This is a genomic window from Rhodoferax potami (assembly GCF_032193805.1).
Classification (GTDB): domain Bacteria; phylum Pseudomonadota; class Gammaproteobacteria; order Burkholderiales; family Burkholderiaceae_C; genus Allorhodoferax; species Allorhodoferax potami_A.
In genome coordinates, this window is the sequence record NZ_JAVBIK010000001.1 from 1,324,473 (window position 1) to 1,349,036 (window position 24,564).

Genomic DNA, 24,564 nt, shown 5'->3' on the forward strand with positions numbered 1-24,564 from the left:
GAATGGCACAACGCCAACCCTAGATTGACGTTTACGTAAACGTCAATTGTGGCAGAAAATCTTTACCGCAGCTTCACCCCGGGCTCACACGTCTTCATGTGGGGAGTGCACCATGACGGCATGACCCATGATGCCCGCTTATCACCCGCCACCTCGGCCGCTGCGCCCCACTCTGTGCCCACGCTGCCACGCCAGTACCACCGCCTCACGCGGCTGGCCGCATTGCTGTGCGCAAGCGCCTGTGTGTGGGCCAGTGCCCAGGCACAAACGGCCCCCGCACCGCTCGCGCCAGCTGCCCCGACCAGCGCCATTCGCAGCCTGGGTACCCCGGACTTTGCCCAGATCGTGCAGCGCTACGGCCCGGCGGTCGTCAACATCAGCACCAGCGGCACCCGGCTGGTCACCGCAGACGGCAAAGACGGGGCGGGCAACACCAAAGGCGCCGACAACGACGACCCGACCCAGCTGTTTTTACGCAGATTTCAGGAGCAATTCGGTGCCAGCGGCGCGAGCATGCAGATTCCGGTGAATGCCAAAGGCTCGGGCTTTATCGTGAGCGCTGACGGGCTGGTGTTGACCAACGCCCATGTGATTGCCCACGCCAGCGAGGTCACCGTGAAGCTGACCGACCGGCGCGAATTCAAGGCCAAAGTCTTGGGCAGCGATGCCAAGACCGATGTGGCTGTGCTCAAAATTGAAGCGGCAGGCCTTCCGGTGGTTGCCATCGGCCAACCCGCCAACCTCAGCGTGGGCGAATGGGTGCTGGCGATTGGCTCGCCCTTCGGGCTGGACAACACAGTCACCACCGGCGTGGTGAGCGCCAAAGGCCGCACCTTGCCCGACGACTACACCGTGCCTTTCATTCAGACCGATGCGGCCGTCAACCCCGGTAACTCGGGCGGCCCGCTGTTCAACGCCGCAGGCGAGGTGGTGGGCATTAACTCGCAGATCTACACCCGCAGCGGCGGCTACCAGGGCCTGAGCTTTGCCATCCCGATCGACCTGGCGCAATCGGTGGCGCGGCAGATTGTGGCCACGGGCCAGGCCTCGCACGGGGTGCTGGGCGTCTCAGTGCAAGAGGTCACCCAAGCGCTAGCCGATGCCTTCAAGCTGCCACGTCCCATGGGCGCCCTGATTTCAGACGTCCGCCCGGACAGTGCCGCTGCCAAAGCCGGCCTGCAGTTCGGCGATGTGATCGTGGCGGTGGATGGCCACCCCATCCAATCCGGCAGCGACCTGCCGCTGTGGATTGCTATGGCGGTGCCCGGCCAGCAAGTGGTGGTGGATGCCCTGCGTGGAGGCCGTGCTGTGCAGGCCCGCGCCACGATGGACGACCCCGCCCAGCGCGCAGCCGCCCCTACCAAAGGCCAGTCGCAAGTGCCCTTGATTCCCCAACTCGGCGTGGCGGTGCGCCCCTTGTTGCCGGTAGAGCTGCGCGCGGCGGATGCCCGTCACGGCCTGATGATTGAAGCCGTCCAACCCGATGCCGGCAAAGCTGGCCTCACCCCCGGCGACATCCTGCTCGCTATCAACGAAGTGCCGGTGACCTCGGTAGAGCAAGCCCGCGCCTTACTGGCCCAGACCCAAGGTTTGGTCGCCCTGCTGGTGCAACACGAGGGCGAGAAAAACTACCTCGCGGTGACGGTCAAGCCGGCGGGCTAGTCGCCCAGCCGGACAGCAAAGCGGTGCAGGCCGCCTCCGGGTCGCCTGCCTTCGTGATGGCCGAAATCACCGCGGCACTGGCTGCACCTGTGGCAGCCACCTCTGCCACATTGCCCGTATCAATGCCCGCAATACCCACCACCGGCAAAGGCAACACACCGGACCAGTACCGAAGGTTGTCCAAGCCCTGGGGGATCCACGGCATGTCTTTGCTTTGCGTGGCAAAAATGGGGCCGCAGGCGATATAGCTCGGCCGCAGCGCCCATGCGCGGGCGACTTCCCAGTAGCTGTGGGTGCTGAGGCCGAGGCGCACTCCGGCGCTTTGCAGGGCCTGCAGGTCCACCTGGGCCAGGTCTTCCTGACCCAGATGCACCCCATAAGCACCATGCTGCAGCGCGAGTTGCCAGTGGTCGTTGATGAAGAGTTGGGTGCCGGGCCTAGTGCGGGCCACCGCCACCGACGCCTGGATGTGCGCCGCAAGTGTGGGGTCGGCAGGGTCTTTTATGCGAAGTTGCACGGTGCGGATGCCAGCTGCCACCACCCGCTCGACCCAAGCGGCGCTGTCCACCACCGCGTACACGCCGAGATCCGGATGGCTGAGCGCCGCAAAAGGCGGTGCTGCGTTATCCACCACCGGCGCGGTCGCACCGAGCAGAGTGAATGCAGGCAAGTTGGCGATGTGCTGCGCAAAGTCCGGCTGCGGGTTCACCGGGCCGGCGCCCTGCCCGGCCGGATACGCATGGCGAAGCGCATGGGTGGTGGCCATTTTGGCCATGACGACCGCATCCGCAACACAGTAGCCACTGGCCAAGGCGGCCGCGGCGGTGGAGGCAAAGGTACAGCCGGTGCCGTGATGGTGGGCGGTGCTCACCCGAGGCAGGCTGAGCCAGCCCGTGGCTTGGGGGCTTTGCAACCAGTCGCAGGCCAGGCCATCCGCCTGCCCCTCATCCCCGCCGGTGATGACCACAGAAAAACAGTCCTGCACCACCGTTGCATCAGACGGCGCCCACTCCCGCGTGCCCATACGCCAACGGGCTTGCAGGGCTTGCAGGGCTTGCGCCAGCGCTGGCGCAGCCGCGGCCTGCAAGGGGTGGCCCGGCTCGCCGCCGTGGAGTAAGCGCAAGGCCTCGGCGCGATTGGGGGTGATCAAGGTGGCGCGGGGCAACAGCTGGCGGCAATAGGCGTCGAGTAAGGCTTCGTCAACAAAGTGGGTTCCCGTGGTGGAGCCCAACACAGGGTCTACCACCAAGGCGACCGCATGGCCTTCGGCACGCAGCCGGTCCACCCACCGGCAGACCACGCGCAGGTTATCCACACTGCCGAGCAAGCCGGTCTTGATGGACTGCGGCAGCATGTCTTGGGCGAGTGCGGCCAGTTGCGCATCCAGCAGCTCGGCGCTGACCGGCTCCACCCGGGTGACCGCCACTGAGTTTTGTGCGGTGATGGCGGCCACCGCCGTGCAGCCGTGCACGCCGAATGCCTGCAAGGCTTTCAGGTCCGCCTGCAGGCCGGCACCGGCGCCGGAGTCGGCGCCTGCAATGCTCCAGACCACCGGACGTTGGCCGGCAGGTGCGCGGGCGAATTCCGTACCAAAAGTGCTTCTAGCCCTCATAGGTATTGCGCGAGTAGCTTCATTTTTCATAGCAATCTCACAACAGAATGGGGTGACCTGCGACGGGGGTAGACGCCACCGCCATGTCCTGGCGGGGCATGACGCCGGCCTCATACGCCAGGCGACCAGACTCGATACCGAGCTTGAACGCCCGGGCCATGCGCACCGGGTCTACCGCATGGGCTACCGCGCTGTTGAGCAGCACCGCGTCCAGCCCCAGCTCCATGGCCTGGACCGCATCTGCCGGCGAGCCGATGCCGGCATCCACGATGAGGGGCACGCCGGGCAGGCGGGCCCGCAGGGTGCGCAGCGCGCCGGGATTGACCAGCCCCTGGCCCGAACCTATGGGCGCGCCCCAGGGCATGAGGATGTTGCAGCCGGCGTCCAGCAGGCGCTGGCAGCTCACCAAGTCGTCCATGCAATACGGGAACACTTCAAAGCCGTCTTTCACAAGTTGCGTAGCTGCGGCCAGCAGCTCGAAGGGGTCGGGCTGCAGGGTGTGGGCGTCGCCCACGACTTCCAGCTTGATCCACGGTGTGTCAAACAGTTCGCGGGCCATGTGGGCCAAGGTGATGGCTTCGCGGGCGGTGTGGCAGCCGGCGGTGTTGGGAAGCAGGTGGGCGCCCGTGGCTTTGATGAGGGCGAAGAAGTCGCCCGCCTCTGCCCCGTGAGCGAGCTGGCGGCGCAGGCCCATGGTGACGACTTGGGCGCCGGAGGCTTGGATGGCGTCTTGCAGAACTTGGGGGGAGGGGTAGGCTGCGGTGCCCAGGAAGAAGCGGCTGGTGAGGGTTCTGCCGCCTATTTGCCATTCGTTGGCTTCTGGGGGGTGACTTGGCGGCAGTGTGCTCTGCTCCGTGTCCCCCGCCCGCTTTGCGGGCTCCTCCTTGACCTGCGCAGAACACACTGCCGCCAAGCCACTTTGTGTGGCGGTTGAGCGTTCGAGTCCATCCAACTTTTGCTCGGCAGTACTTTGCTCAGCCGCTTCGTCTATTGTGTGTGTAGTCATGGGTCAACCGCCTTCGATGGGTTGAAAGGTGAGGATGGTGTCGCCCTCTGCCAGCAGCTGCCGGGCGCGCTGGCTGCGGGGTACGAAGTTGCCGTTGACGGCGGTGGCTAGCGCCGCCGGCAGCACTCCGCGTGCGTCTACCCAGGCTTGTAGGGTTCGGGCGCTTGTGGATTCCGGGGTGCCATTCACCGTGATGGTGATGGTCGTTGGCTCGGTGTCTGTGGTGGTCATAGCTTGAGCTCTTGCAATGCCTGCTCCACCAGCGCCGGGGCGATGAGCCAGCCGTGGCGGAAGAGGCCGTTGATTTCGGTTTTGCGTGCGCTGTGGCGGATGGCCGGCAGGTTGTCGGGCAACGCGGGGCGCAGGTTCGTCTCGGTGTGCACCACGCGCGCTTCGGCGAGTGCGGGCATGACGCTGTGCGCGGCACTCAACAGCTCCAGCGTGCTACGCAGGGACACGGGCGAGCGGTCTTCGCTTTCGATCTCGCTCGCACCCACCACGATCACATCCCCGGGGCGCGGCACCATGTAGATCGAGTGGCGCGGGTGCAGCAGGCGCACCGGGCGGTGCATCGGCACACCGGGCGCGTGCAGCCAGAACACCTCGCCTCGCACTCCGCGCACCGGCAGCGCAGGCTTGGAGCCCACGCCACGTACGTCGAACACATGGTCGAAGCGATGTTGTGCTCCGCCGGCATGGATCGCGCCTGCGTCCACCGCCGTGACGGTGCTACCCCAATGCCACTGCACACCTTGCACCGAGGCTTTTGCGGCCAGTGCCTGCAGCGCCTGCACGGGGTGGATCTGCCCCTCACTGGGCAGCAGCCAGGCCAGCGCCGGGCCTTGGATACCGGGCTCCAGCGCGCGCAGTGCATCCATCGTTAAAGACTGCGGCTGGTACGGCGCATCGGCCTTGGCTTGCAAGAGTCCGACAACGCGCTGGGCCGCACCGGCATCGCTGCGGTGCGCCAGCAGCAGGCTGCCCTGCATCTGCAGGGCTACCGGCTCAGACAGCGCCAGCACAGTCTGCGGCCAGAGCTGGCAGGAGCGCACGCCCAGCGTAAACACCTCAGCGCCCGCGCGCTCCAGCTCAGCCACAGGGCTGAGCATGCCAGCTGCGGTCCAGCCTGCAGCCTGCGAGCCGGACTCCGCACGCGGGCCAGGGCCCGATGCAGGGTCAAACACCTGCACGTCGTGGTCCGCGCGGCTGAGCGTGAACGCCAGCAGCCGCCCGAGCACACCGGCGCCGGCAATGCCTATGCGCAGCGCCATCTTCAAGCCTTGGTGTCGTCAGCTTGAGCCGGCACCGGGTTGATGGGGATGTAGATTTCCCCGCCCACCTTTTTGAACTCGCCCGACATCACGTCCATGCCCGATTGCAACGCCTGTTCCTCGCTCACGCCCAGGTTCTTGGCGTAGTCGCGCACCTCCTGGGTGATCTTCATGGAGCAGAACTTGGGGCCGCACATGGAGCAGAAATGCGCCACTTTGGCACCCTCAGCGGGCAGGGTTTCGTCGTGGAACTGCTTGGCGGTGTCGGGGTCCAGCGAGAGGTTGAACTGGTCCATCCAGCGGAACTCGAAGCGCGCTTTGGACAACGCATCGTCCCGCGCCCGCACTCCCGGGTGACCCTTGGCTACATCGGCCACGTGGGCGGCGACCTTGTAGGTGATGATGCCGGTCTTCACGTCCTCGCGGTCGGGCAAACCCAGGTGTTCCTTCGGCGTCACGTAGCAGAGCATGGCGGTGCCGAACCAGCCGATCATGGCGGCACCAATGCCGCTGGTGATGTGGTCGTAGCCCGGCGCGATGTCGGTGGTCAGCGGCCCGAGGGTGTAGAACGGGGCTTCGCCGCAGTGCTTGAGCTGCTCGGTCATGTTGGCCTGCACCATGTGCATCGGCACGTGGCCGGGGCCTTCGATCATGACCTGCACGTCTTGCTGCCAGGCCTTGTGTGTGAGCTCGCCCAGGGTGTGCAGCTCGGCAAATTGGGCTTCGTCATTCGCATCAGCACCGCTGCCGGGGCGCAAGCCATCGCCCAGCGAATAGCTCACGTCGTACGCGCGCATGATCTCCGTCATCTCGTCGAAGTGCGTGTACAAAAAGTTTTCTTTGTGGTGCGCAATGCACCACTTCGCCATGATGGAGCCGCCGCGCGAGACGATGCCCGTCACCCGGTTGGCGGTGAGGTGAATGAAGGGCAGGCGCACGCCCGCGTGCACGGTGAAATAGTCCACGCCCTGCTCGGCTTGCTCAATCAATGTGTCCCGAAAGATCTCCCAGGTCAGGTCTTCGGCAATGCCGCCCACCTTTTCCAGCGCCTGGTAAATCGGCACGGTGCCGATAGGCACCGGGCTGTTGCGCACGATCCAGTCGCGTGTGGTGTGGATGTTTTTGCCGGTGGACAAATCCATCACCGTGTCGGCCCCCCAGCGTATGGACCAGACAAGTTTTTCCACCTCTTCTTCGATGCTGGACGTCACTGCCGAGTTGCCGATGTTGGCGTTAATCTTCACCAGAAAGTTGCGCCCAATGGCCATGGGCTCCAGCTCGGTGTGGTTGATGTTGGCGGGGATGATGGCGCGGCCGCGGGCCACTTCATCGCGCACGAACTCGGGCGTCACGACCTTGGGGATGCTCGCACCAAAGCTGTTGCCGGCAAGGCGCTTCTCGCGGGCCGCGTTGCCGAGGTACTGGGCTTGCCACTCGAGGTTTTGGTTCTCGCGCAGAGCGACGTATTCCATCTCGGGGGTGATGATGCCTTTGCGGGCGTAGTGCATTTGCGTGACGTTGGCGCCACTCTTGGCCCGGCGGGGTTGGCGCTGCAGACCGGCGGCTTGGGCGCGCAGCGCGGCCAGGGCATCGGTCTCGCCATTCTTGAGGCCGTCGTCCAGCGCAAAGGGCTTGCGGCCTTCGTACAACTCGGTATCACCGCGACCGGCAATCCACTGCTCGCGCACCAGAGGCAAACCGGAGCGCACGTCGATGTGGGCACGCGGGTCGGTGTAGGGGCCGGAGGTGTCATACACCGTGATGGCCTCGCCATTGCTCTGCATGATTTCGCGCAGCGGCACCTGGATGTCAGGCCGGCTGCCTTGCAGATAGCGTTTGGTGGAAGCGGGAAGCGGTTCGCGCGTGAGGCGGATGAACTGAGCAAGCTTGTCGGGTGCGTTCACTGGGAAATCTCCGGGTTAACGCCCGAAGAAAGAGAAAAACACGCCCCCGAAAACTTGGAATGAGCCACGGCCCGCACGGCACACGGCCGGGGGGTACTGCTCTGCACTTCTTACGCTGGTATTAACCAGATCAAGTTCACGGGTTTGGTATCCATCTCAGCGCAACCACTGCGCACCCCGGGCAGTGCGGAGTGTACGACAAAGAATCTACTCGTTCTGATCGAAACCGTGTCTAGCGCCCTTCGAACTAAAGCGCTGTATCGGACTTGTACGCTTCAGCGGTCTCAGACGATTGGCCGCCATGAAACAAAAACAAGCAACCGCCAAGACCCCAATAGGGCGCCAAAAATAGCCCACCATAAGCCCAGAACAAGGCCATTGACTGCAGCGCCTCTGACCAGCCATGTGCATGAACTGATTGAAACAAAGGGTATGCAAGAAAGCCGATGACCGTTAGCACCGCCCCTGTGAGGGCCCCGACTTTCCCCACCCGAAGGTCAAGAACCCAAGCAAAACTCATCGCAATATGAGACATGAAATGCATCACTACTGTTACCGCCCAACACACGGCCAAGACAAAGACACTGCGAGGCGACTTCAACTCCTCAGCGACCATTGCCAAAGCCATGATGAGTCCCGGCAAGGACAAAAGGTACGCAATAGTGACAACAAAAAACCGTGAAAGCATGAAGTTTGATCTTTACGCAAACGCGTATTGAAGCGCGCCTGGAGTTCTAAATGCCACTGAGTACCGCGTCCATTGCCGCAACTATGTCATCAGCGCGCTCACGCAAGCTAGTGACTTTTGACTTCAGATGCCGCTTGTCCAACGGGGCGGCTTCAAAGGGCACCAACATCAGGCTCTGGCCTTTGACCTGCAGCAAGGGACACAAGCGCCTAGGCAGGCTGGAGGCGGGTAAGGAGGTCAACGCCAGCGGCACGACCATACGCGTGGCCAGTGCTTTAAGCAGATCGCTTTGCACGTCCAGCACATAGGGATACACATCCCGCATGCGCGGGCTCGGGTTGGGGTAGACGTCGTACTGCATCACCAAACTCGCAGATCATCACACCAGAGCCCGTTCTTTTCAAAGCGGGCGTTTTGCTCGTCTATCCATGCCTTGTGCGTTTGATTGAAGGCCTTTTGGCGCTCCGCCAAGGTCTTGGGTTGGCTGGCCGCTTTCAGCGCTTCAAAGTCTTGCAATGACAAGATCACACTGTCAATGCGGCCATCTTTTTCAACGAAAACGGGCTCCGCTTTCGCTTGTGCGCAGACGTAGCCGAAACGGTTTTTGGCTTCTGTGGCGGTGACTTGCATGGGGATGCCTCGTTCAAACGGTGTTAGCTATTTTAGCCAACCCACTCAACTCCGGGCGAACCGCTTGTCTTTCTCATACGGGTACACATCGTGCACGTACCCCGCCGCAATCCGCTCTTTCTGTGTCTGCCAGAAGGCGGGGTCTAGCAGGTTGGCGTGGTATTGCATGAAGATGTCGCGCACCAGCGGATTACCCAGCAAAAACGGTGCAAACGTCTCAGGGAACACATCGCGCGGGCCTACGGCGTACCAAACCTCGCCGGACATTTCTTCTTCCTCGTTGCGTGGCTCGGGCACTTTGCGGAAGTTGCAGTCGGTGAGGTACTCGATTTCGTCGTAGTCGTAGAACACGACCTTGTTGTTGCGGGTGATGCCGAAGTTCTTCCAGAGCATGTCACCGGGGAAGATGTTGGCGGCCACCATGTCTTTGATGGCGTAGCCGTAGTCGATCACGGAGCGCTCAATCTGGTGCCGAGCCCGCAAGGCCGCAGGGCTGTGGTTGTCCGGGTCCGCGCCGCCTGCATAAAAGGCTTCTTGCAGGTACATGTTGAGCGGGATCATGCGGCGCTCGATGTAGACGTGCTTGAGGATGACCTCGGTACGGCCATCGCCATCGCGGTCGCTGATCTCCAGTTGGCTGGGCGCAAACTGCTGCAGCTCGGCGATCAGCTCATCGCTGAAACGCTCACGCGGAAAGGCCACATCGCCGTAGTCCAGCGTATCGGCCATGCGGCCCACGCGGTCGTGCTGCTTGACCAACTGGTACTTGGCCCGCACCTGCTCGCGGGTGGTTTCTTTCTGGTGCGGAAAGTAGTCTTTGATGACCTTGAACACATAGGGATAGCTGGGCAGGTCAAACACCAGCATCACCATGCCCTTGATGCCGGCCGCGATGCGAAACTTGTCGCTGCTGTGCTGCAGGTGGTGCAGAAAGTCGCGGTAGAACAGGGTCTTGCCCTGCTTGGCCAGCCCCAGCGCGTTGTAAATTTCGTTGCGGGGTTTGCGCGGCATCATGCTGCGCAAAAACTGCACATAGGCGCTGGGGATCTCCATGTCCACCATGAAGTAGGCCCGCGCAAAGCTGAAAAGGCGCAGCAGGTCATCCTCCCCGAACAGCGCCGCATCGATACGCAGCTGGCCGTCTTTGCTGTGCAGCACTGGCAGTGCAAAACCGGCTTCGGTGTAGCCGTTGATCAGCTTGCCGATGATGTAGCCGCCCTTGTTGCGAAAGAACAAGCTGGAGAGCACCTGCACCTGAAAGTTAGCCAGCAGCTTGGCCTCGCCCAACTGCCGGGTCATCACCGCCAACACGCTGCGGGCATCGCGCTCCAGATCTTCAAACGGCACCCGCAGGTCAAAGTCTTGCACCATGCGCACCAGCTGCGCCTGCACGTCATCCACCGTGGGGTAGTAGCAGCGGTAGGTGGGCTGGTAGCGGGCGCCCGGCGCATCGAGGTTCTCGATGTACTCGGTGCTGACGGCAGGCCGCACGAAAATGAAATCGTTCTGGAAGTAACTGCGGTGCAGGATTTTGGTGGTCACCGAGTTGAAAAAGGTCTCGGCCAATTCCGGCTGATGGTGGTTCACCAATAGGCCAATGTAGTGCAGCTTGATCTGCTGCCATACCTCGGCGCCCTGCTCGCCGGCCTTGAACTCGCGCTCCAGCCGGCGCGAACACTCTTGCACCCGCAAGCCGTAAAACTCGATGCGCTCGCGCTGCGCGCGCTGCTGGCCATGCCAGTCGCGCGTTTCAAACCGGTGCTTGGCCCGCGCACTCTCGGTGCGGAAGAGTTGGTAGTGGCGGTTAAAGCCGTCGAGCAGCGCCCGCGCAATGTCGTAAGCAACCGAGGAATCAAGCCGGGTAGGAAACATGCGCGAGATTCACTATATTTTTGATAGCTGCTCGCGCATATTCCATGGGCGCCACAGGCCTTTTTGGTACTTAACGGGGATGACGGGGCATGAGCCGCACGCCGGAAATCGCTTCCCGGTACAGCGCATCGAGGTTGTCCTCGCGGCCCACCGTCATGTGCAGGTCTTGCACCAGGCCGTCGTGCACGCCGTACACCCAGCCATGCAGCGTCACTTCCTGCCCTGCGGCCCAGGCGTCTTGCAGCACGGTGCTTTGTGCGACGTTGATCACCTGTTCGATCACATTGAGCTCGCACAAGGCGGCGGCTTTGCCGTGGTCGGGAATGGCGTCCAGGATATCGCGGTGGCGGTCCCGCACGTCTTGAATATGGCGCAGCCAGTTGTCGGCCAAGCCGATGCGGGCACCTTCTAGTGCCGCTTGCACGCCTGAGCAGCCGTAGTGGCCCACGACCATCACATGCTTGACCTTGAGCCGCTCTACCGCAAACTGAATCGTGGACAGCGCATTCAGATCCGAGTGCACCACCACGTTGGCCACGTTACGGTGCACAAAAATTTCACCCGGTGCCAAACCGATGATTTCGTTGGCGGGCACCCGGCTGTCCGAGCAGCCGATCCACATGTACTTGGGCTTTTGCTGGTTGGCCAGCCCGGTGAAAAAGCCGGGGCGGGTGCGCTCCATCTCGGCGGCCCATGCGCGGTTGCGAGAGAAAAGGTCGTTGAGTTTGTCTGTCATAGCCCTGATTATTTCTTAAGAGAGATGCGCACATTCCAATCGAGGAGTGCGTACCGGGCACGTTCCTGCAAATCGTCTTGCGCATTGAACTCGCAGCTCTGCGGCGGTCGGGCCGCGGTGCATACAAACGACTTGGGGTTGCCGAGCTGCCACATGCCTTGGGCATTGCGCGCCTCGCCGGTGAAGAAAAGGCCGCGCGGGGCGTTCATCGGGTCGGGTTGTGCAGGCACGTCTTTGAGCAGGTTGCGCCCGGCGTTGATGTAATTGCCCTCAATACCGGCCAGCGGAAACAGCGTGTTGAACATGTCCCGATGGCTGGCCGGCTGGGTCAGCTGCTGGCCGCAACGCAGCTGCGAGCCCCAGATCACAAACGGCACCTGCCGCATCAGGTAGCGGCGGCTGGGCTCGGCGTACACGCCGAAGGAGCGCACATTGTGGTCACCGGTGGCGGCGATCAGGGTGGTGTCTTTCAGAGGGCCGCTTTGCACCTGCTGCACGAAAGCGCCCAACAAATCGTGCGCATAGCGGTAGGTGTGGAGATTGGGCACTAGGGTGGCTTCGCTGGTTTCGCCCTTCCACTGGGCCATGTCCAGAGCCACTTTTTGATAGTCGGCGGGCAAGTCGTAGGGCGGGTGGTTGGTCGCGGTGAGCACAAACACAAACAGGGGCCGGTCTTTGGGCTGGGCGGCCATCCGCTTTACAAGGTAGCGGTAAACATAGCTATCCCACACGCCCCATAGCCCGATGGTTGCATCGGGGTAATCGGCCTTGAGGTTGTTGGCGTCAATGACTTCGTCAAAACCTTGCACCTTGAGCACCCGGTTCAGGTCGCGCCAGCCGGAGCGGGCCGAGGTGACAAACAAGGTGTCATACCCCGCCCGCTTGGCCACCTGCGCCACACCCCAAGGCAGGGGCTTGCGACCGGCATCGCCCATGGTGAGCGGCGTGATCGGGCTCGAAAACAAAATAGCCTCCAGCGACGGGTGGGTGCCCGGCTGTGCCGACTCAAAGTTGCTGAAATGGCAGGCCCTGTCCAGGGTGGGGGCCATGCGGCCCAGCACGTCAAATGTGGGGCTTTGGTAGAGCATCGGCTCTGCACTCCACGACTCCATCAAGAAGAACACCAGGTTCTTTTTGGGGGTGCCGGCGGGCAGCGGCTCGTGGCGGTAGAGTGCGTCACGCACCTCCGCCTCGGTGGCATGGGGCAGGCCCAGCACCTCGGCTGCGGCCTGTGGCGAGTCAAAGCCCAGAGCCTTCAGGCCCACCAGCGGGTCTGACAGGTTTTGCGATTGGCGGCGGTTGTCCCACGCATATTTGAGCGCGATGACGCCGTTGGGCACCATGTCGTTCAGAAACTGGGAGGTGGTTACCGTCAAATGCTGGCGCTGCAATGCCATCTCGCGGAGGGTGCCCTTGCCCGCAAACAGCAAGGCGAACAAGGCCACCACCACTGCCAACATGCGCAAAGCGACTGCACGCTTTTGCAGCACCGTATCGGGCTCTACCCAGTGCACAACCCGGCGGTGAATCACCAGCCCCAGCAGCGCGGTAGCCGCGACTGCCACGAGGGTCCCGACCACGGGGAAATCGTGCCAGATGGTTTGCAACACGGCGGCCGTGTCGTCCTCAAACAAACCGAAAATGACCGAATCGATCGGGGTTTTGTAGAACCCGAAATAGTGCAGGTTGATAAACCCGAGAAACACATAGAGGCAAACCAGCCCGGTTACCAGCCTTCGGTAGACCGGACCCGACACCCAGGGGAGCACCAGCAGCAGCAAGAAGCCGGCAATCGCGCTGACCTTGAGGTCGAAACGGAAGCCCTGCACCGCCACGGTGGCAAGGTCGCTGCTACTGGCTTGGTAGCCTTGGGGCCAAAAATACGCCAACTGCCCCCACCGGATCACACTCAACGCCACCACCAGTGGCACGATGAGCACCCAGGCGCGCATCAGGCCGCGCAGGATGCCGTGGAGTGTGGATGTCAGGGTACGGGCAATGGCATGTTTCATAGCCCCTACATTGTCTCAGCGAACAGCTCCCGTCCGATGAGCATGCGGCGGATCTCGCTGGTGCCCGCTCCGATTTCATACAACTTGGCATCGCGCCACAAGCGACCTAGCGGGTACTCGTTGATGTAGCCGTTGCCACCAAAAATCTGCACGCCCTCGCCTGCCATCCAGGTGGCCTTCTCGGCGGTCCACAGAATGACGGAAGCGCAATCTTTGCGGACCTGGCGTACATGCTCGACGCCCAGCAAATCCAGGTTCTTGGCCACGGTGTAGGCGAAGGCCCGGCCGGCTTGCAGCACGGTATACATGTCGGCTACCTTGCCCTGGATCAGCTGGAACTCGCCGATGCTTTGGCCGAACTGCTTGCGGTCGTGGATGTAGGGGATCACGTTGTCCATCACCGCCTGCATGATGCCCAGCGGCCCGCCTGAGAGCACTGCGCGCTCGTAGTCCAAGCCACTCATCAGCACCTTGGCGCCGCCATTGACCTGCCCCAGCACGTTGGCCAGCGGCACTTCCACATTGTTGAACACCAGCTCGCCAGTGTGGCTGCCGCGCATGCCGAGTTTGTCCAGCTTCTGGGCGATGCTAAAACCCGGCATGGACTTTTCGATCAGGAAGGCGGTCACGCCGCGCGCGCCCAGCTCGGGTTCGCTTTTGGCGTAGACGACCAGGGTGTCGGCATCGGGGCCATTGGTGATCCACATCTTGTTGCCGTTGAGCAGGTAATAGCCACCCTTGTCTTCGGCCTTGAGCTTCATGCTCAGCACATCGCTACCGGCGCCAGGCTCGCTCATGGCCAGTGCACCCACGTGCTCGCCGGTGATGAGTTTGGGCAGGTACTTGGCACGCTGTTCGGGCGTGCCGTTGCGCTTGATCTGGTTCACGCACAGGTTGCTGTGCGCACCATAGCTCAGGCCCACCGAGGCGCTGGCGCGGCTGATTTCTTCCATGGCCACCATGTGGGCCAGGTAGCCCATGTTGGCGCCGCCGTATTCCTCGCCGACGGTGATGCCGAGCACCCCCAGGTCGCCCATCTTGCGCCACAAGTCCATGGGAAACTGGTCAGTGCGGTCGATCTCCGCGGCGCGGGGGGCGATTTCGGCTTGGGCGAACTCGCGCACTGCGTCGCGCAGGGCGTCAATGTCTTCGCCGAGTTGGTAGTTGAGTCCGGGCAGGTTGCTCATGGGTGTCTCCTCGTTGTAGTGGGGTTATGAGTCAGCGCGATGACGCGCAGCACAGCGGTCAGGCCTGTGCGATTTTTTTGCCAGTCGCTTTGCCTGGCACTTTGGCAGCTGGTTTGTGGGCCGGTTTCACAGGGGCTTTGTTACTTGTCTTGGAGGCCTTGTCGGCGTGGGCCTCGCTTTTGGCCAGCAGCGCCTTGGCTTCACGCTGGTGAACTTTGATCTCGTCGAGGTTGGCTTGCAGGTCTGCCATTTGCTCTTCGACCTGTTTGCGGTGGGCGGCCAACACGTCCAGAAACTTTTGCAACTGCGCGCCGGTGTCGCGCGGGCTGTCGTACATCTCGATGATGTCTTTGGCCTCGGTCAGGCTCAGGCCCAGGCGCTTGGCCCGCAGGGTGAGCTTGAGGCGGGTACGATCCCGCCCGCTGTACACCCGGTTGCGCCCGCCGGGGCCCGTGCGCTCGGGCTGCAAAAGCCCCAAGTCCTCGTAGAAGCGGATAGCGCGGGTGGTCAGGTCGAACTCTTTGGCCAAGTCGCTAATGCTGAAGGTGGTGCTCATGATGCGGTACGGCTACGGCCAGGCCGTAGAAAGTTGACGTTTACGTAAACGTCAATTATGAATCAAAAGATTCCATACCGGAAAGCCGCAAGCCCGCAGGGGCGGCTCAGGGCCTTACCACTTGGGTATTGCCGGATCCTTGAGGCTGTGGCGCAACTCGGCGTAGTCGGGTACCACGGTGCGCACCGTGTCCCAAAAGCGGGGGCTGTGGTCCATCACCCGCAAATGGCTTAACTCGTGGGCCACCACGTAGTCGATGACCGGTAACCTGAAATGAATCAAGCGCCAATTGAGGCGAATGGAGCCATCGCTTTTGGCACTCCCCCATCGGGTACCCGCATTGCTCAGGCTCAGCTTCTTCCACTGTACTTGCAACTGCGGCGCAAAGTGCTCCAGACGTTGCAGAAACAAAGCCTTGGCCTCGCGCATCAGCCAGGCCTGCACCGCATCGCGGATTTGCGCCGCTGTAGCCGTTTGCGGCAGCGCAACCCGCAGGCTCCGCACACCCGCGTCGTCTGCCTGCGCATCCAGCGCAGCGCCTTTGGCGGTGAACGCATGTGCAGAATCCAGCGCAATGCGCACCGGCGCGCCGAGGTAGGGAAACTCGGCGCCCTGCACCCATTCAATTTGCGCTTCTTGCTGGCGGGTGGTGCGTTCGCGGGTTTCACGCAGTTTGCGCATGATCCACTCGGCCTTTTCTTGCAAAGCAGCGTCTACTTCATACAACGGCGTCCAGCGGGGTGCCCGCACCGCCAAGCCGTCCGGCCCGACAGAGAAACCGATGGTTCGGCGCTTGCCCCGGGCAAAGGCGTAGCGTACCACCACACCGTCCAGCCGCACCTCGCGACTGGCCTGCGGGTGGCTGTAGTGGACGGCCTGAAGAGCCTGGGCAATCGGCTGACCGGGCTCAAAAGGCCCCCGCTCTAAAGGGGTTGCCCCCGTCACTACGCCGGCCAGCGGATCAGGAGCGGCGATGGGCGAGCGTCGTTTTGCTACTTTTTTAGGAGCTATAGGCGCAGTATTTACCTGAGCGGGAGCCTCAAAAGGCTCAAAAAGATCGAGCGTAAAGCGCAGCAGCGGATGCATGGCGCGGACCTGCCTCAATCTTTGGCGGGATAAGCCTCGGGGTCCAGGCGGCGCATCTCCGCCTCGATCCAGGTTTGTACTTCCTGCATCAAGTCTTTGGGGTCACGGCCTTCGCTGGGGATAGGTTTGCCAATCGACACTTCCACCACCCCGGGGGTTTTGATGAAGGCTTTGCGGGGCCAGCATTTGGCGCTGGTCACGGCGACCGGAATCACAGGAGCGCTGGTCGCCACAGCGAGGCGGGTGCCGCCCAATTTGTAAGTACCGGTCTGGCCACGGGGAATGCGCGTGCCCTCGGGGAACATGATGACCCAGATGCCTTGCGCCAACAGGCGTTTGCCCTGTTCGACCACTTTGGCAAACGACTCGGTCCGTTGGCTGCGGTCGATATGGATCATGTCCAAGCGCCCCATGGCCCATCCAAAAAACGGCACATAGAGCAGCTCTTTTTTGAACACATAGGCCAGCGGATGCGGCATCAAGGTGGGCATCAAAAACGTCTCGAACGTCGACTGGTGCTTGACCAGCAAAATGGCCGGCGCGGTGTCGCCAGTGGGCAGGTTCTCCCAACCGATCACGCGGGTGCGGATACCCAGCAGCACACGGGCACCATCAATCGCCCAGCCCAGCCAGCGCACCGCCATCCACCACAGCGGTTTGCCGCGCACACGGATCGAGGCGACCAACATGATGATGCCCCAGGGGATCACGGTCACCAGCATCCACAGCATGTGCAGGCACGACCGCAGCACGGCCATCAACCAGTTGGGCTTTTTGTGCGTGGGAATTGATACAACGGGGGGCATGCCGCTCATGTTCGGGTTACCAGGTAATCGGCAAAAGCCATCAGATCGTCATGGACGCGGGTGCCCGGCGGATAGTTGTCGGGCAGTGGCCGACCGCGCAGCGCGGCGGCTTTGCCGGTGAGCACCAGGTGGGGCTCGCAGCCGACCGCAGCACCGGCAATCAGGTCGCGGGCCGAATCGCCCACGCCGGGTACCCCATGCAAGTCGACACCGAACCGTTCGCCGATCTGCTCAAACAAGCCTGGCTCGGGTTTGCGGCAACGGCAGTTGTCGTCGGGTGCATGGGGGCAGTAAAAAATGGCGTCCACTTTGCCACCCACTGCCGCCAGCATGGTGTGCATTTTGGCGTGCATGGCGTTGAGCGACACCACATCAAACAAGCCACGCCCCAGGCCACTTTGGTTGGTCGCCACCACCACACGCCAACCCGCATGGTTGAGTTTGGCAATGGCTTCCAAAGCGCCCGGCAAGGGACGCCACTCGTGAGAGCTCTTCACAAACTCCGCACTGTCTTCGTTGATGGTGCCGTCGCGGTCGAGAATGCAGAGTTTCATACAGCGCTTTCGGTCAGGCTGCGAGCTTGGACAGGTCGGCCACGCGGTTCATGGCCACGTGCAGGCTCTTGAGCAGGCCCAAGCGGTTCAGGCGCAGATCGAGCTGCTCTGCGTTGACCATGACATCCTCAAAGAAGGCGTCAACCGGCACGCGCAAAGCAGCCAAAGACTGCAGCGAGGCGGTGTAGTCGCCGGCTTGCCACTGGCTTTGGGCCTGAGGCAAGACGGTTTGCATGGCTGCGAACAGCGCCTTTTCGGCCGCCTCTTGCAATAGCACTTCGCTCACGTGTGCGTCCACATCGTCGGTCTTTTTGAGGATGTTGCTGATGCGCTTGTTGGCGGCAGCCAGTGCAGCGCTCTCGGGCAATGCCGCAAAGGCGCGTACCGCGGTCAGGCGCTTGGCGACATCACCCAAACGCTGGGGCTTGAGGGCCAGCACAGCATCTACCTCTTGGGCACTGTAGCCTTGCTCGCGCAGGGAGCCGGCCAAGCGGTCGAACATGAAGTCCACGAGTGCTGCAGAGGCATCGGCAATCAGGTTGCCAAAGGCTGGCACCGCGCTTCGGACTAGCGCAGACACATCTAGCGGCAAGTCTTTTTCAACCAACATGCGGATCACACCCAGCGCGTGGCGGCGCAGGGCGAACGGGTCTTTGTCGCCGGTCGGCAGGTTGCCGATGCCGAACATGCCAACCAGGGTTTCCAGCTTGTCCGCCAGCGCGACCACCACACCCGCGGTGTTGCGGGGCAGCGTATCACCCGCAAAGCGGGGCTTGTAATGGTCTTCGATCGCGTGGGCGACGGTCTCACCCAAGCCATCGTTCAGGGCGTAGTAACCACCCATGATGCCTTGCAGCTCAGGGAATTCGCCCACCATATCGGTGACCAGATCCGTTTTGGCCAACTGCGCTGTCTGGTCGGCTTGGGCCACCAGCGTTGCATCGCCCAGTTGGGCTGCGATGGCCTTGGCAATCGCGCGCACGCGCTCAACGCGTTCACCTTGGGTGCCGAGCTTGTTGTGGTACACAACTTTGCCCAAACCGTCCACGCGGGAAGCAAGCGTCTTTTTGCGGTCCTGGTCGAAGAAAAACTTGGCATCGGCCAAACGGGGGCGCACCACCCGCTCGTTGCCGCCAATCACCAAGCTCGCGTCATCGGGGTTGATGTTGCTCACCACCAAGAACTTGTTGGTGAGCTTGCCGGCTGCGTCCAGCAGCGGGAAGTACTTCTGGTTGGCCTTCATGGTCAGGATCAGGCACTCTTGCGGGACGTCGAGGAATTGGGCCTCGAATTCGCAAATCAGCACATGGGGGCGCTCCACCAGGGCTGTCACCTCGTCCAGCAAGGCAGCATCTTCGATGGGTTTGCAGTCTCCACCCACTTTGGTTGCAGCAGCGTCCAGCTGGCGAACGATGTCGGCGCGGCGCTCCGCGAAGCTTGCAATCACCGCGCCATCTTTGGCCAAAGTAGCGGCATAGGCGTCGGCATCGGCAATCACTACGGGCGACACCGCAGCTTCAAAGCGATGGCCTTCGGTTTGATTGCCGGCGTGCAGTCCGAGAGCCTGCACCGGCACCACATCGCTACCATGCAAAGCCACCAAACCGTGCGCTGGGCGCACAAAGCTCACACTGGTCCAGCCGGGCAGCTCACAGCCGCTTTGCAGCTGGTAGCTCATGACCTTAGGGATAGGCAGCTTGGCAATGCTCTCCAGCAGGGCCTTTTGCAGGCCGTCCACCAAGGCAACTCCGGTGACCATGCTGTCGTAGAACAAGGCTTCTGCCTTGCCGTCCACGGCGCGCTTGAGGGTAGAAACCGCGCTGGCATCGGCGCCCAAGGCTTGTAGTTTTTTGAGCAAGGCGGGGGTGGCGTTGCCGGATGCATCCAGGCCCACGGCCACAGGCATCAGCTTTTTCGAGACGGCTTTGTCGGCCGCTTGGGCCGCCACCGCAGCCACGTGCACAGCCAAACGACGCGGCGATGCGAAGTGAGTCACTGCGGCATCCGCGGCCACCAGGCCTTGAGTCTTGAGGGAATCGGCCAGCACTGTGGCAAAAGCTTCGCCCAACTTCTTCAGCGCCTTCGGGGGCAGCTCTTCTACAAACAGTTCGACCAGAAGGTTTTTTGTTGTCATGTCTAAGTTTCTCCGTGCGCTTACGCGGCCTTCTTGGGCATCTGTTCAATCCACTCGCGCGGCGCCATCGGGAAGCCCAAACGCTCCCGGCTCTCGTAGTAAGACTGCGCCACGCTGCGCGCCAAATTGCGGATGCGACCGATATACGCTGCACGCTCAGTCACGCTGATAGCGCCCCGTGCGTCCAGCAGGTTGAAGCTGTGCGCGGCCTTGAGCACTTGCTCATAGGCAGGCAGGGCCAGTTGCTGTTCGATCAGGTATTTGGCTTGCTTCTCGTGCGCATTGAACGCGGTGAACAAAAAGTCGGCGTCGCTGTGCTCAAAGTTGTAGGTGGATTGCTCGACTTCGTTCTGGTGGTAGACGTCGCCGTATTTCAGCGTGTCGGTCCACTGCAGGTTGTAGACGTTGTCGACGCCTTGCAGATACATAGCCAATCGCTCTAGGCCGTATGTGATCTCGCCAGTAGCGGGCTTGCAATCAATGCCGCCCACTTGCTGGAAATAGGTGAACTGGGTGACTTCCATGCCGTTGAGCCAGACCTCCCACCCAAGGCCCCATGCGCCCAGTGTGGGGTTTTCCCAGTCGTCTTCCACAAAGCGGATGTCGTTCTTTTTAAGGTCGAACCCCAAGGCTTCCAAGGAGCCGAGGTAGAGCTCCAGGATATTGGCCGGTGCTGGCTTCAACACCACCTGGTATTGGTAGTAGTGCTGCAAGCGGTTGGGGTTCTCACCATAGCGGCCGTCTTTCGGCCGGCGGCTGGGTTGCACATAGGCAGCCTTCCATGGCTCAGGGCCAATGGCACGCAAGAAGGTGGCCGTATGTGAGGTGCCGGCACCGACTTCCATGTCATAGGGCTGCAAGAGCGCGCAACCCTGGCGATCCCAGTAGTCCTGGAGGCGAAGAATGATTTGCTGAAAAGTGAGCATGGTGTGAGAGCTATCTCCGGCATGAGCCGGTGCAAGGCAGGCGGTCAAGTAAACCACGCATTTTACGGGGTGACCGCAGGAGCGAGGGTGGTATCAGGAAGGGGGATGGGAGTCGCGTTGCCGCCACAAGACGGCCAATACAGCCAGCGCTATCAGCCACAGGGGCCATAGGCCGTATCGAGAGGCCCACCACGCAAATGGGGTGATGCCGCTTCGGCCCTGAACCTCACCTCGCAGCACTCCGCGGGTCTGGGGTGGGAGCAGGTCTTGGACAACGCCCTCGTGGCTCAATATGGCGGTCGCGCCGGTATTGGTGGCCCGCACGAACGGGCGCTGAAACTCGAGAGCGCGGGTGCGTGAAATGTGGAGGTGCTGATCCAGCGCCACGCTGCGATTGAACCAACCGAGGTTACTTACGTTGGCAAACACTGTGGGCGCAAGCGCGGCATCGGTAAACCGAGTCGCCAGCTCTTCGCCATACAAGTCTTCATAGCAAATATTCGGGGCGACCCGTTCGCCTTTCACGGTCAAAGAGGGCTGACCGAGCGGGCCACGGTTGAAATCACCGAGCGGAATATTCATCAGCCGGGTAAACCACTTGAACAGCGGCGGAATGAACTCGCCGAAAGGGACCAAATGGTGTTTGTCGTATTGCCAGCCGGTTTGACCGGCGGCGAGCGCGACCACCGAATTGGTGTAGCCCGCCTGATAGCTCCCTAGCGGTATGCCGACTAGTGCTGCCTGCGCCGAGGTCTCGAACTTGCTGCTTAAGCTGGTCCAGTAACCCTCGGGGAGCTGTTGGGGCAAAAGTGGAATAGCGGTCTCTGGTGCGACGACCAAATCGCCCTCGGCTTGCTGCAAGGCGTCGCGGTACCACTGCAACGCGAGTGGCACGCCGCTGCCGGTTTCGAACTTTTCGTCTTGGGGAATATTCCCTTGCAAGAGGGTGACCTGCAGGCTGCTTGTCGGCGTAGTCCACTGGTTGGCGCCTGCAGGCAGCAGCGTGGGCGCAAGCAATAGCACGCTGACCCACACCGCCGGTGCGATCTGACAACGCGCCAAAGCGACAGCCAGCGAAGCGGCCCAGGCGGCTGCCAAGGCGCTGACGCCGTAGCTTCCAATCCAAGGCAAGAAGAAGGCCAGCGGGCCGTCGATATGCGCGTACCCGATAGCGCCCCAGCCAAAGCCCGTGAGCCAAGTGCCGCGCGCCATTTCAGCCATGAGCCAAAGGGCCGCAAAGCCCACAATAGCGCCCCAGTAAGTACCCAGCGCCCACCGGCGCCAAGCCCACATTGCACCTGCGTAGTAAGCGGCTAACGCCACCGACAACGCAACCACCGCAACAGCCGCCAGCAGCGATGGCAAGCCACCATAGGTGTGCATCGCCACATACAACCACCAGAACGTGGTGCTGAGCCATACGGTAGCGAACCACCATGCGTAGTGGGCAGCCGCTTTGGGAGTTGGCGCCTGTGTCCCTGCGAAAACTAGCAGCGCAAGAGCAATGGGCTGTATCCACCAAAAGAGCTGCCCCTTGGAGAAATAAGCATCAAAAGGCCAGCTAGCGCTGATAGATTGTGCGATTGCCGCTATACAAAGAATAGCAACTATGCCCCAAGGAGGCGCAGGCAGTCGGTCCTGACCGCGGCGTACGACCGTCATCAGTCAGTGATGCCTGGTGCTGGAGTATGTGAAACCTTGAACCACTTCACCGCGCCACCCTTGGTGTGCAGCACCGTAAAGTCGAGTCCACACAAGCTGTAGCGCTCTCCGCGTTTGGGCACGTGGCCCATTTCATGGGCAATCAGGCCGCCAATCGTGTCAAAGTCGTCCTCAGGGTCTTCGCCCCGCATGGTGAGGGAGAACGCCTCGTTAATGCGTTCGAGGGTTGTGTCACCACTAACCCGGTAAGTCTGGTCGGCCAGCGCAAAGATGTCACCCTCGTCTTCGGCGATATCGAATTCATCCTCAATTTCACCAACGATTTGTTCCAGCACGTCTTCAATCGTGATGAGTCCAGCGACTCGGCCGAACTCATCGATCACGATGGCCAAGTGGTTGCGGTTGCCCCTGAAGTCGCGCAAGAGGTCATTCAACCCTTTGGACTCTGGAACGAAGACCGCCGGACGCAAGAGGGCGCGGATGTTGAGCTCGGGCGCGCGCTGCAGCTTGAGCAGGTCTTTGGCCATCAAGATGCCAATAATGTTCTCGCGCTCACCGTCATAAACAGGGAAGCGCGAGTGCGCGGTGTCTATGACCTTGTGCATCAGCTCATCCGGCGTAGCCTGAATGTCCAGCAGGTCCATACGGGTCGCGGGGACCATCACATCCCCCGCGGTCATGTCCGCCATCCGGATAACGCCTTCCAGCATGACCCGCGACTCAGCGCCGATGATGTTGTTGTCTTCGGCCTCAGCCAGTGTCTCAATCAATTCCGCAGTGGAATCGGGCCCGGGGTGGAGGAACTCGGCGAGCTTCTGGAGAAAGGTGCGCTTGTCTTCTCGTTCGAGATGGCGCGCTGGATGCGGATCAGACACTAGGGATTGCCCATGTCGGGCGGTGGTTTCGAAGCCTCAAGGATAGCGGATCTGAAGAGTCGCCTTCCAAGCCCCCCCCCACTTAAGCACTAAGGCGAACATATTTTTGCAGCGGCGATAGCCCGACTGCGGACACTCTGAAAGCCCTTCAGCATCTCCACCCAGATACGGCTTTGGGCCACGAGGCTGTAATGCAACCCCGCCCAATACTCTCCTGCCAACTCACGCAATCGTGACTCCAAATCAGCACGGGGCAACTTGAGATACGCCTCTGATTCTGAACCGTGCCGGTGAACGGTCGCACCCCGCTTGCGGGCTATCGCCAGCATTGCGGCATTTTCAGCGAGCGCTTGTATCTGAAGCACCTCGACACCCTCATTGCGAGCGTGCAAAGCGGCTCTTTCGTAGAGTCTGCCGCCAATTCCATGGCCGCGTAGTGACGGGGCCACTGAGACACCGAAGTCGCCTACTGGGGGGCCATTTGGGGACTGTCACTTTGCGGCATATAGGAGCCAGTGATTTTCGGCATATAGAGACCAGCCGGAGGGTGTCTGACGGACATCACTCGGGTATGGATTTTGCCTTTATTTGACGTCTTTTTGTTGCGTTGAATTCTTTGTTTTTGTCGGCATGGTGGTCGGCATCTGGCGTGGCGCCCGATAGGACTGGCCATCAAGCACCAGGCAGTATGCGTTGTGACGTAAGCGGTCCAAGGTTGCGGATGCCAAGAGCGGGTTGACTGGGAATGCCTGATCCCATTCAGTAAAGTCCAGATTGCTGGTGACGATGGTGGCAGTGCGCTCGTAGCGCTCGGCAATGAGTTCATGCAGGTCTTCGTCGGCCGGCGCACGCAGAGGCTTGAGTCCGAAGTCATCAATGATGAGTACCGGAATGCGACTCAAGGTCTGCAGCTTGCGCTCGTAGGCGTTGGTGGCGCGCGCGGCGTGCAGTGACTGCGTGAGTGCCGAGCAGTTGGTAAACAGCACATCCACGCCCTGACGGATCGCACAATGGCCCAAGGCCTGCGCAAGATGACTCTTGCCGGTTCCACTAGGGCCAACAATCAATACCGGAGAACACTCCCGCACGTAGCGCCCGGTGGCCAGGTCATGCACCAGCGCGCGGTTGAGTTGGGGTAGCCGCTCGAAGTCAAACTGCTCCAGCGTTTTGGTGGAGCGGAACTGGGCCCGGCGCAGGCGGGTACTGAAACTGTTCTGCTCCCGGCGGGCCACTTCATCGCCCATCAGGATGGCCAGGAACTCCGTATAGGCCAACTTCGATTCAATCGCCTGGCGGTTTCTGGCGTCCAGCGAATCCAGAATACCGGACAAGCGCAACTGCTTGAGATGTGGAACGAGTTCGGGGATGGGTGTCATTTGGGATGG

At 61.7% G+C, this 24,564-nt stretch carries 23 protein-coding genes and 1 riboswitch; of the genes, 1 reads left to right on the forward strand and 22 read right to left on the reverse strand.

Translation table 11 applies throughout. The annotated features are described in order from the left end of the window. Positions 1-120: 120 nt before the first annotated feature. Positions 121-1,662: a Do family serine endopeptidase gene (locus RAE19_RS06345; RefSeq protein WP_430962568.1), complete on the forward strand. Its 1,542-nt coding sequence runs from the start codon at positions 121-123 to the stop codon at positions 1,660-1,662. On the opposite strand, the gene RAE19_RS06350 is transcribed toward RAE19_RS06345, so the two are convergent. The 22 genes from RAE19_RS06350 to istB all read right to left on the reverse strand — a co-directional run bounded on the left by RAE19_RS06350 (position 1,646) and on the right by istB (position 24,555). After that, positions 1,646-3,274: a bifunctional hydroxymethylpyrimidine kinase/phosphomethylpyrimidine kinase gene (locus RAE19_RS06350; protein ID WP_313874125.1), complete on the reverse strand. Its 1,629-nt coding sequence runs from the start codon at positions 3,272-3,274 to the stop codon at positions 1,646-1,648. The genes RAE19_RS06345 and RAE19_RS06350 overlap by 17 nt on opposite strands. Before the next feature lie 37 nt (positions 3,275-3,311). Continuing rightward, positions 3,312-4,280, reverse strand: coding sequence for a thiazole synthase (locus RAE19_RS06355; protein WP_313874126.1), 969 nt, complete (start codon positions 4,278-4,280; stop codon positions 3,312-3,314). A gap of 3 nt (positions 4,281-4,283) precedes the next feature. Next, positions 4,284-4,511, reverse strand: coding sequence for a sulfur carrier protein ThiS (thiS, locus tag RAE19_RS06360; protein WP_313874127.1), 228 nt, complete (start codon positions 4,509-4,511; stop codon positions 4,284-4,286). After that, entirely contained in the window at positions 4,508-5,551 is a 1,044-nt protein-coding gene (locus tag RAE19_RS06365) for an FAD-dependent oxidoreductase (RefSeq protein ID WP_313874128.1), read from the reverse strand. The genes thiS and RAE19_RS06365 overlap by 4 nt, the downstream gene beginning before the upstream one ends. Positions 5,552-5,553: 2 nt before the next feature. Next, a complete protein-coding gene (gene thiC, locus RAE19_RS06370) occupies positions 5,554-7,455 on the reverse strand; it encodes a phosphomethylpyrimidine synthase ThiC (protein WP_313874129.1) in 1,902 nt (633 codons plus the stop codon). 89 nt (positions 7,456-7,544) lie between these two features. After that, positions 7,545-7,645, reverse strand: a riboswitch (TPP riboswitch). 57 nt (positions 7,646-7,702) lie between these two features. Continuing rightward, positions 7,703-8,143, reverse strand: coding sequence for a hypothetical protein (locus RAE19_RS06375; protein ID WP_313874130.1), 441 nt, complete (start codon positions 8,141-8,143; stop codon positions 7,703-7,705). Positions 8,144-8,189: 46 nt separating this feature from the next. Next, positions 8,190-8,504: a CcdB family protein gene (locus RAE19_RS06380; protein WP_313874131.1), complete on the reverse strand. Its 315-nt coding sequence runs from the start codon at positions 8,502-8,504 to the stop codon at positions 8,190-8,192. Then, positions 8,504-8,773, reverse strand: coding sequence for a type II toxin-antitoxin system Phd/YefM family antitoxin (locus tag RAE19_RS06385; protein ID WP_313874132.1), 270 nt, complete (start codon positions 8,771-8,773; stop codon positions 8,504-8,506). Before RAE19_RS06385 ends, RAE19_RS06380 begins: the two co-directional genes overlap by 1 nt. A gap of 45 nt (positions 8,774-8,818) precedes the next feature. After that, a complete protein-coding gene (gene aceK / locus RAE19_RS06390) occupies positions 8,819-10,645 on the reverse strand; it encodes a bifunctional isocitrate dehydrogenase kinase/phosphatase (protein WP_313874133.1) in 1,827 nt (608 codons plus the stop codon). Positions 10,646-10,715: 70 nt separating this feature from the next. Further along, positions 10,716-11,381, reverse strand: a complete 666-nt coding sequence (can, locus tag RAE19_RS06395; protein ID WP_313874134.1) for a carbonate dehydratase — start codon at positions 11,379-11,381, stop codon at positions 10,716-10,718. A gap of 8 nt (positions 11,382-11,389) precedes the next feature. Then, positions 11,390-13,393, reverse strand: a complete 2,004-nt coding sequence (locus RAE19_RS06400) for an LTA synthase family protein (protein WP_313874135.1) — start codon at positions 13,391-13,393, stop codon at positions 11,390-11,392. Between the two features lie 5 nt (positions 13,394-13,398). Then, positions 13,399-14,580: an isovaleryl-CoA dehydrogenase gene (locus tag RAE19_RS06405; RefSeq protein WP_313874136.1), complete on the reverse strand. Its 1,182-nt coding sequence runs from the start codon at positions 14,578-14,580 to the stop codon at positions 13,399-13,401. 58 nt (positions 14,581-14,638) lie between these two features. Continuing rightward, a complete protein-coding gene (locus tag RAE19_RS06410; protein ID WP_313874137.1) occupies positions 14,639-15,136 on the reverse strand; it encodes a MerR family transcriptional regulator in 498 nt (165 codons plus the stop codon). Positions 15,137-15,250: 114 nt separating this feature from the next. Then, complete coding sequence (locus tag RAE19_RS06415) at positions 15,251-16,222, reverse strand: M48 family metallopeptidase (protein WP_313874138.1); 972 nt, start codon at positions 16,220-16,222, stop codon at positions 15,251-15,253. A gap of 14 nt (positions 16,223-16,236) precedes the next feature. Further along, positions 16,237-16,980 carry a lysophospholipid acyltransferase family protein gene (locus RAE19_RS06420; protein ID WP_313876188.1) on the reverse strand — a complete coding sequence of 248 codons (744 nt, stop codon included), beginning with the start codon at positions 16,978-16,980 and terminating at the stop codon, positions 16,237-16,239. 53 nt (positions 16,981-17,033) lie between these two features. Then, complete coding sequence (gene gmhB, locus RAE19_RS06425) at positions 17,034-17,582, reverse strand: D-glycero-beta-D-manno-heptose 1,7-bisphosphate 7-phosphatase (protein WP_313874139.1); 549 nt, start codon at positions 17,580-17,582, stop codon at positions 17,034-17,036. A 13-nt stretch (positions 17,583-17,595) separates the two neighbouring features. Further along, positions 17,596-19,716 carry a glycine--tRNA ligase subunit beta gene (gene glyS, locus RAE19_RS06430; protein WP_313874140.1) on the reverse strand — a complete coding sequence of 707 codons (2,121 nt, stop codon included), beginning with the start codon at positions 19,714-19,716 and terminating at the stop codon, positions 17,596-17,598. Between the two features lie 20 nt (positions 19,717-19,736). Further along, positions 19,737-20,642, reverse strand: a complete 906-nt coding sequence (gene glyQ / locus RAE19_RS06435; protein WP_296509318.1) for a glycine--tRNA ligase subunit alpha — start codon at positions 20,640-20,642, stop codon at positions 19,737-19,739. 93 nt (positions 20,643-20,735) lie between these two features. Beyond that, positions 20,736-22,304 carry an apolipoprotein N-acyltransferase gene (gene lnt, locus RAE19_RS06440; RefSeq protein WP_313874141.1) on the reverse strand — a complete coding sequence of 523 codons (1,569 nt, stop codon included), beginning with the start codon at positions 22,302-22,304 and terminating at the stop codon, positions 20,736-20,738. Beyond that, positions 22,304-23,179, reverse strand: a complete 876-nt coding sequence (locus tag RAE19_RS06445; RefSeq protein ID WP_313874142.1) for an HlyC/CorC family transporter — start codon at positions 23,177-23,179, stop codon at positions 22,304-22,306. Before RAE19_RS06445 ends, lnt begins: the two co-directional genes overlap by 1 nt. Before the next feature lie 89 nt (positions 23,180-23,268). Further along, positions 23,269-23,628 (reverse strand): GNAT family N-acetyltransferase, encoded by a 360-nt coding sequence (locus tag RAE19_RS06450; RefSeq protein ID WP_313874143.1) that lies wholly within the window; start codon positions 23,626-23,628, stop codon positions 23,269-23,271. Between the two features lie 135 nt (positions 23,629-23,763). Next, positions 23,764-24,555, reverse strand: coding sequence for an IS21-like element helper ATPase IstB (gene istB, locus RAE19_RS06455; protein ID WP_313873002.1), 792 nt, complete (start codon positions 24,553-24,555; stop codon positions 23,764-23,766). Between the last annotated feature and the right edge of the window lie 9 nt (positions 24,556-24,564).

Coding starts and splice junctions, on each gene's coding strand:
- RAE19_RS06420 (WP_313876188.1), bottom strand. CDS start 16,980: ATGGCCGTGCTGCGGTCGTGCCTGCACATGCTGTGGATGCTGGTGACC.
- RAE19_RS06405 (WP_313874136.1), bottom strand. CDS start 14,580: ATGAGCAACCTGCCCGGACTCAACTACCAACTCGGCGAAGACATTGAC.
- can (WP_313874134.1), bottom strand. CDS start 11,381: ATGACAGACAAACTCAACGACCTTTTCTCTCGCAACCGCGCATGGGCC.
- RAE19_RS06415 (WP_313874138.1), bottom strand. CDS start 16,222: ATGCATCCGCTGCTGCGCTTTACGCTCGATCTTTTTGAGCCTTTTGAG.
- RAE19_RS06345 (WP_430962568.1), top strand. CDS start 121: ATGACCCATGATGCCCGCTTATCACCCGCCACCTCGGCCGCTGCGCCC.
- RAE19_RS06380 (WP_313874131.1), bottom strand. CDS start 8,504: ATGCAGTACGACGTCTACCCCAACCCGAGCCCGCGCATGCGGGATGTG.
- thiS (WP_313874127.1), bottom strand. CDS start 4,511: ATGACCACCACAGACACCGAGCCAACGACCATCACCATCACGGTGAAT.
- RAE19_RS06400 (WP_313874135.1), bottom strand. CDS start 13,393: ATGAAACATGCCATTGCCCGTACCCTGACATCCACACTCCACGGCATC.
- RAE19_RS06350 (WP_313874125.1), bottom strand. CDS start 3,274: ATGAGGGCTAGAAGCACTTTTGGTACGGAATTCGCCCGCGCACCTGCC.
- RAE19_RS06375 (WP_313874130.1), bottom strand. CDS start 8,143: ATGCTTTCACGGTTTTTTGTTGTCACTATTGCGTACCTTTTGTCCTTG.
- RAE19_RS06410 (WP_313874137.1), bottom strand. CDS start 15,136: ATGAGCACCACCTTCAGCATTAGCGACTTGGCCAAAGAGTTCGACCTG.
- aceK (WP_313874133.1), bottom strand. CDS start 10,645: ATGTTTCCTACCCGGCTTGATTCCTCGGTTGCTTACGACATTGCGCGG.
- RAE19_RS06385 (WP_313874132.1), bottom strand. CDS start 8,773: ATGCAAGTCACCGCCACAGAAGCCAAAAACCGTTTCGGCTACGTCTGC.
- glyQ (WP_296509318.1), bottom strand. CDS start 20,642: ATGCTCACTTTTCAGCAAATCATTCTTCGCCTCCAGGACTACTGGGAT.
- gmhB (WP_313874139.1), bottom strand. CDS start 17,582: ATGAAACTCTGCATTCTCGACCGCGACGGCACCATCAACGAAGACAGT.
- glyS (WP_313874140.1), bottom strand. CDS start 19,716: ATGACAACAAAAAACCTTCTGGTCGAACTGTTTGTAGAAGAGCTGCCC.
- RAE19_RS06355 (WP_313874126.1), bottom strand. CDS start 4,280: ATGACTACACACACAATAGACGAAGCGGCTGAGCAAAGTACTGCCGAG.
- istB (WP_313873002.1), bottom strand. CDS start 24,555: ATGACACCCATCCCCGAACTCGTTCCACATCTCAAGCAGTTGCGCTTG.
- lnt (WP_313874141.1), bottom strand. CDS start 22,304: ATGACGGTCGTACGCCGCGGTCAGGACCGACTGCCTGCGCCTCCTTGG.
- RAE19_RS06365 (WP_313874128.1), bottom strand. CDS start 5,551: ATGGCGCTGCGCATAGGCATTGCCGGCGCCGGTGTGCTCGGGCGGCTG.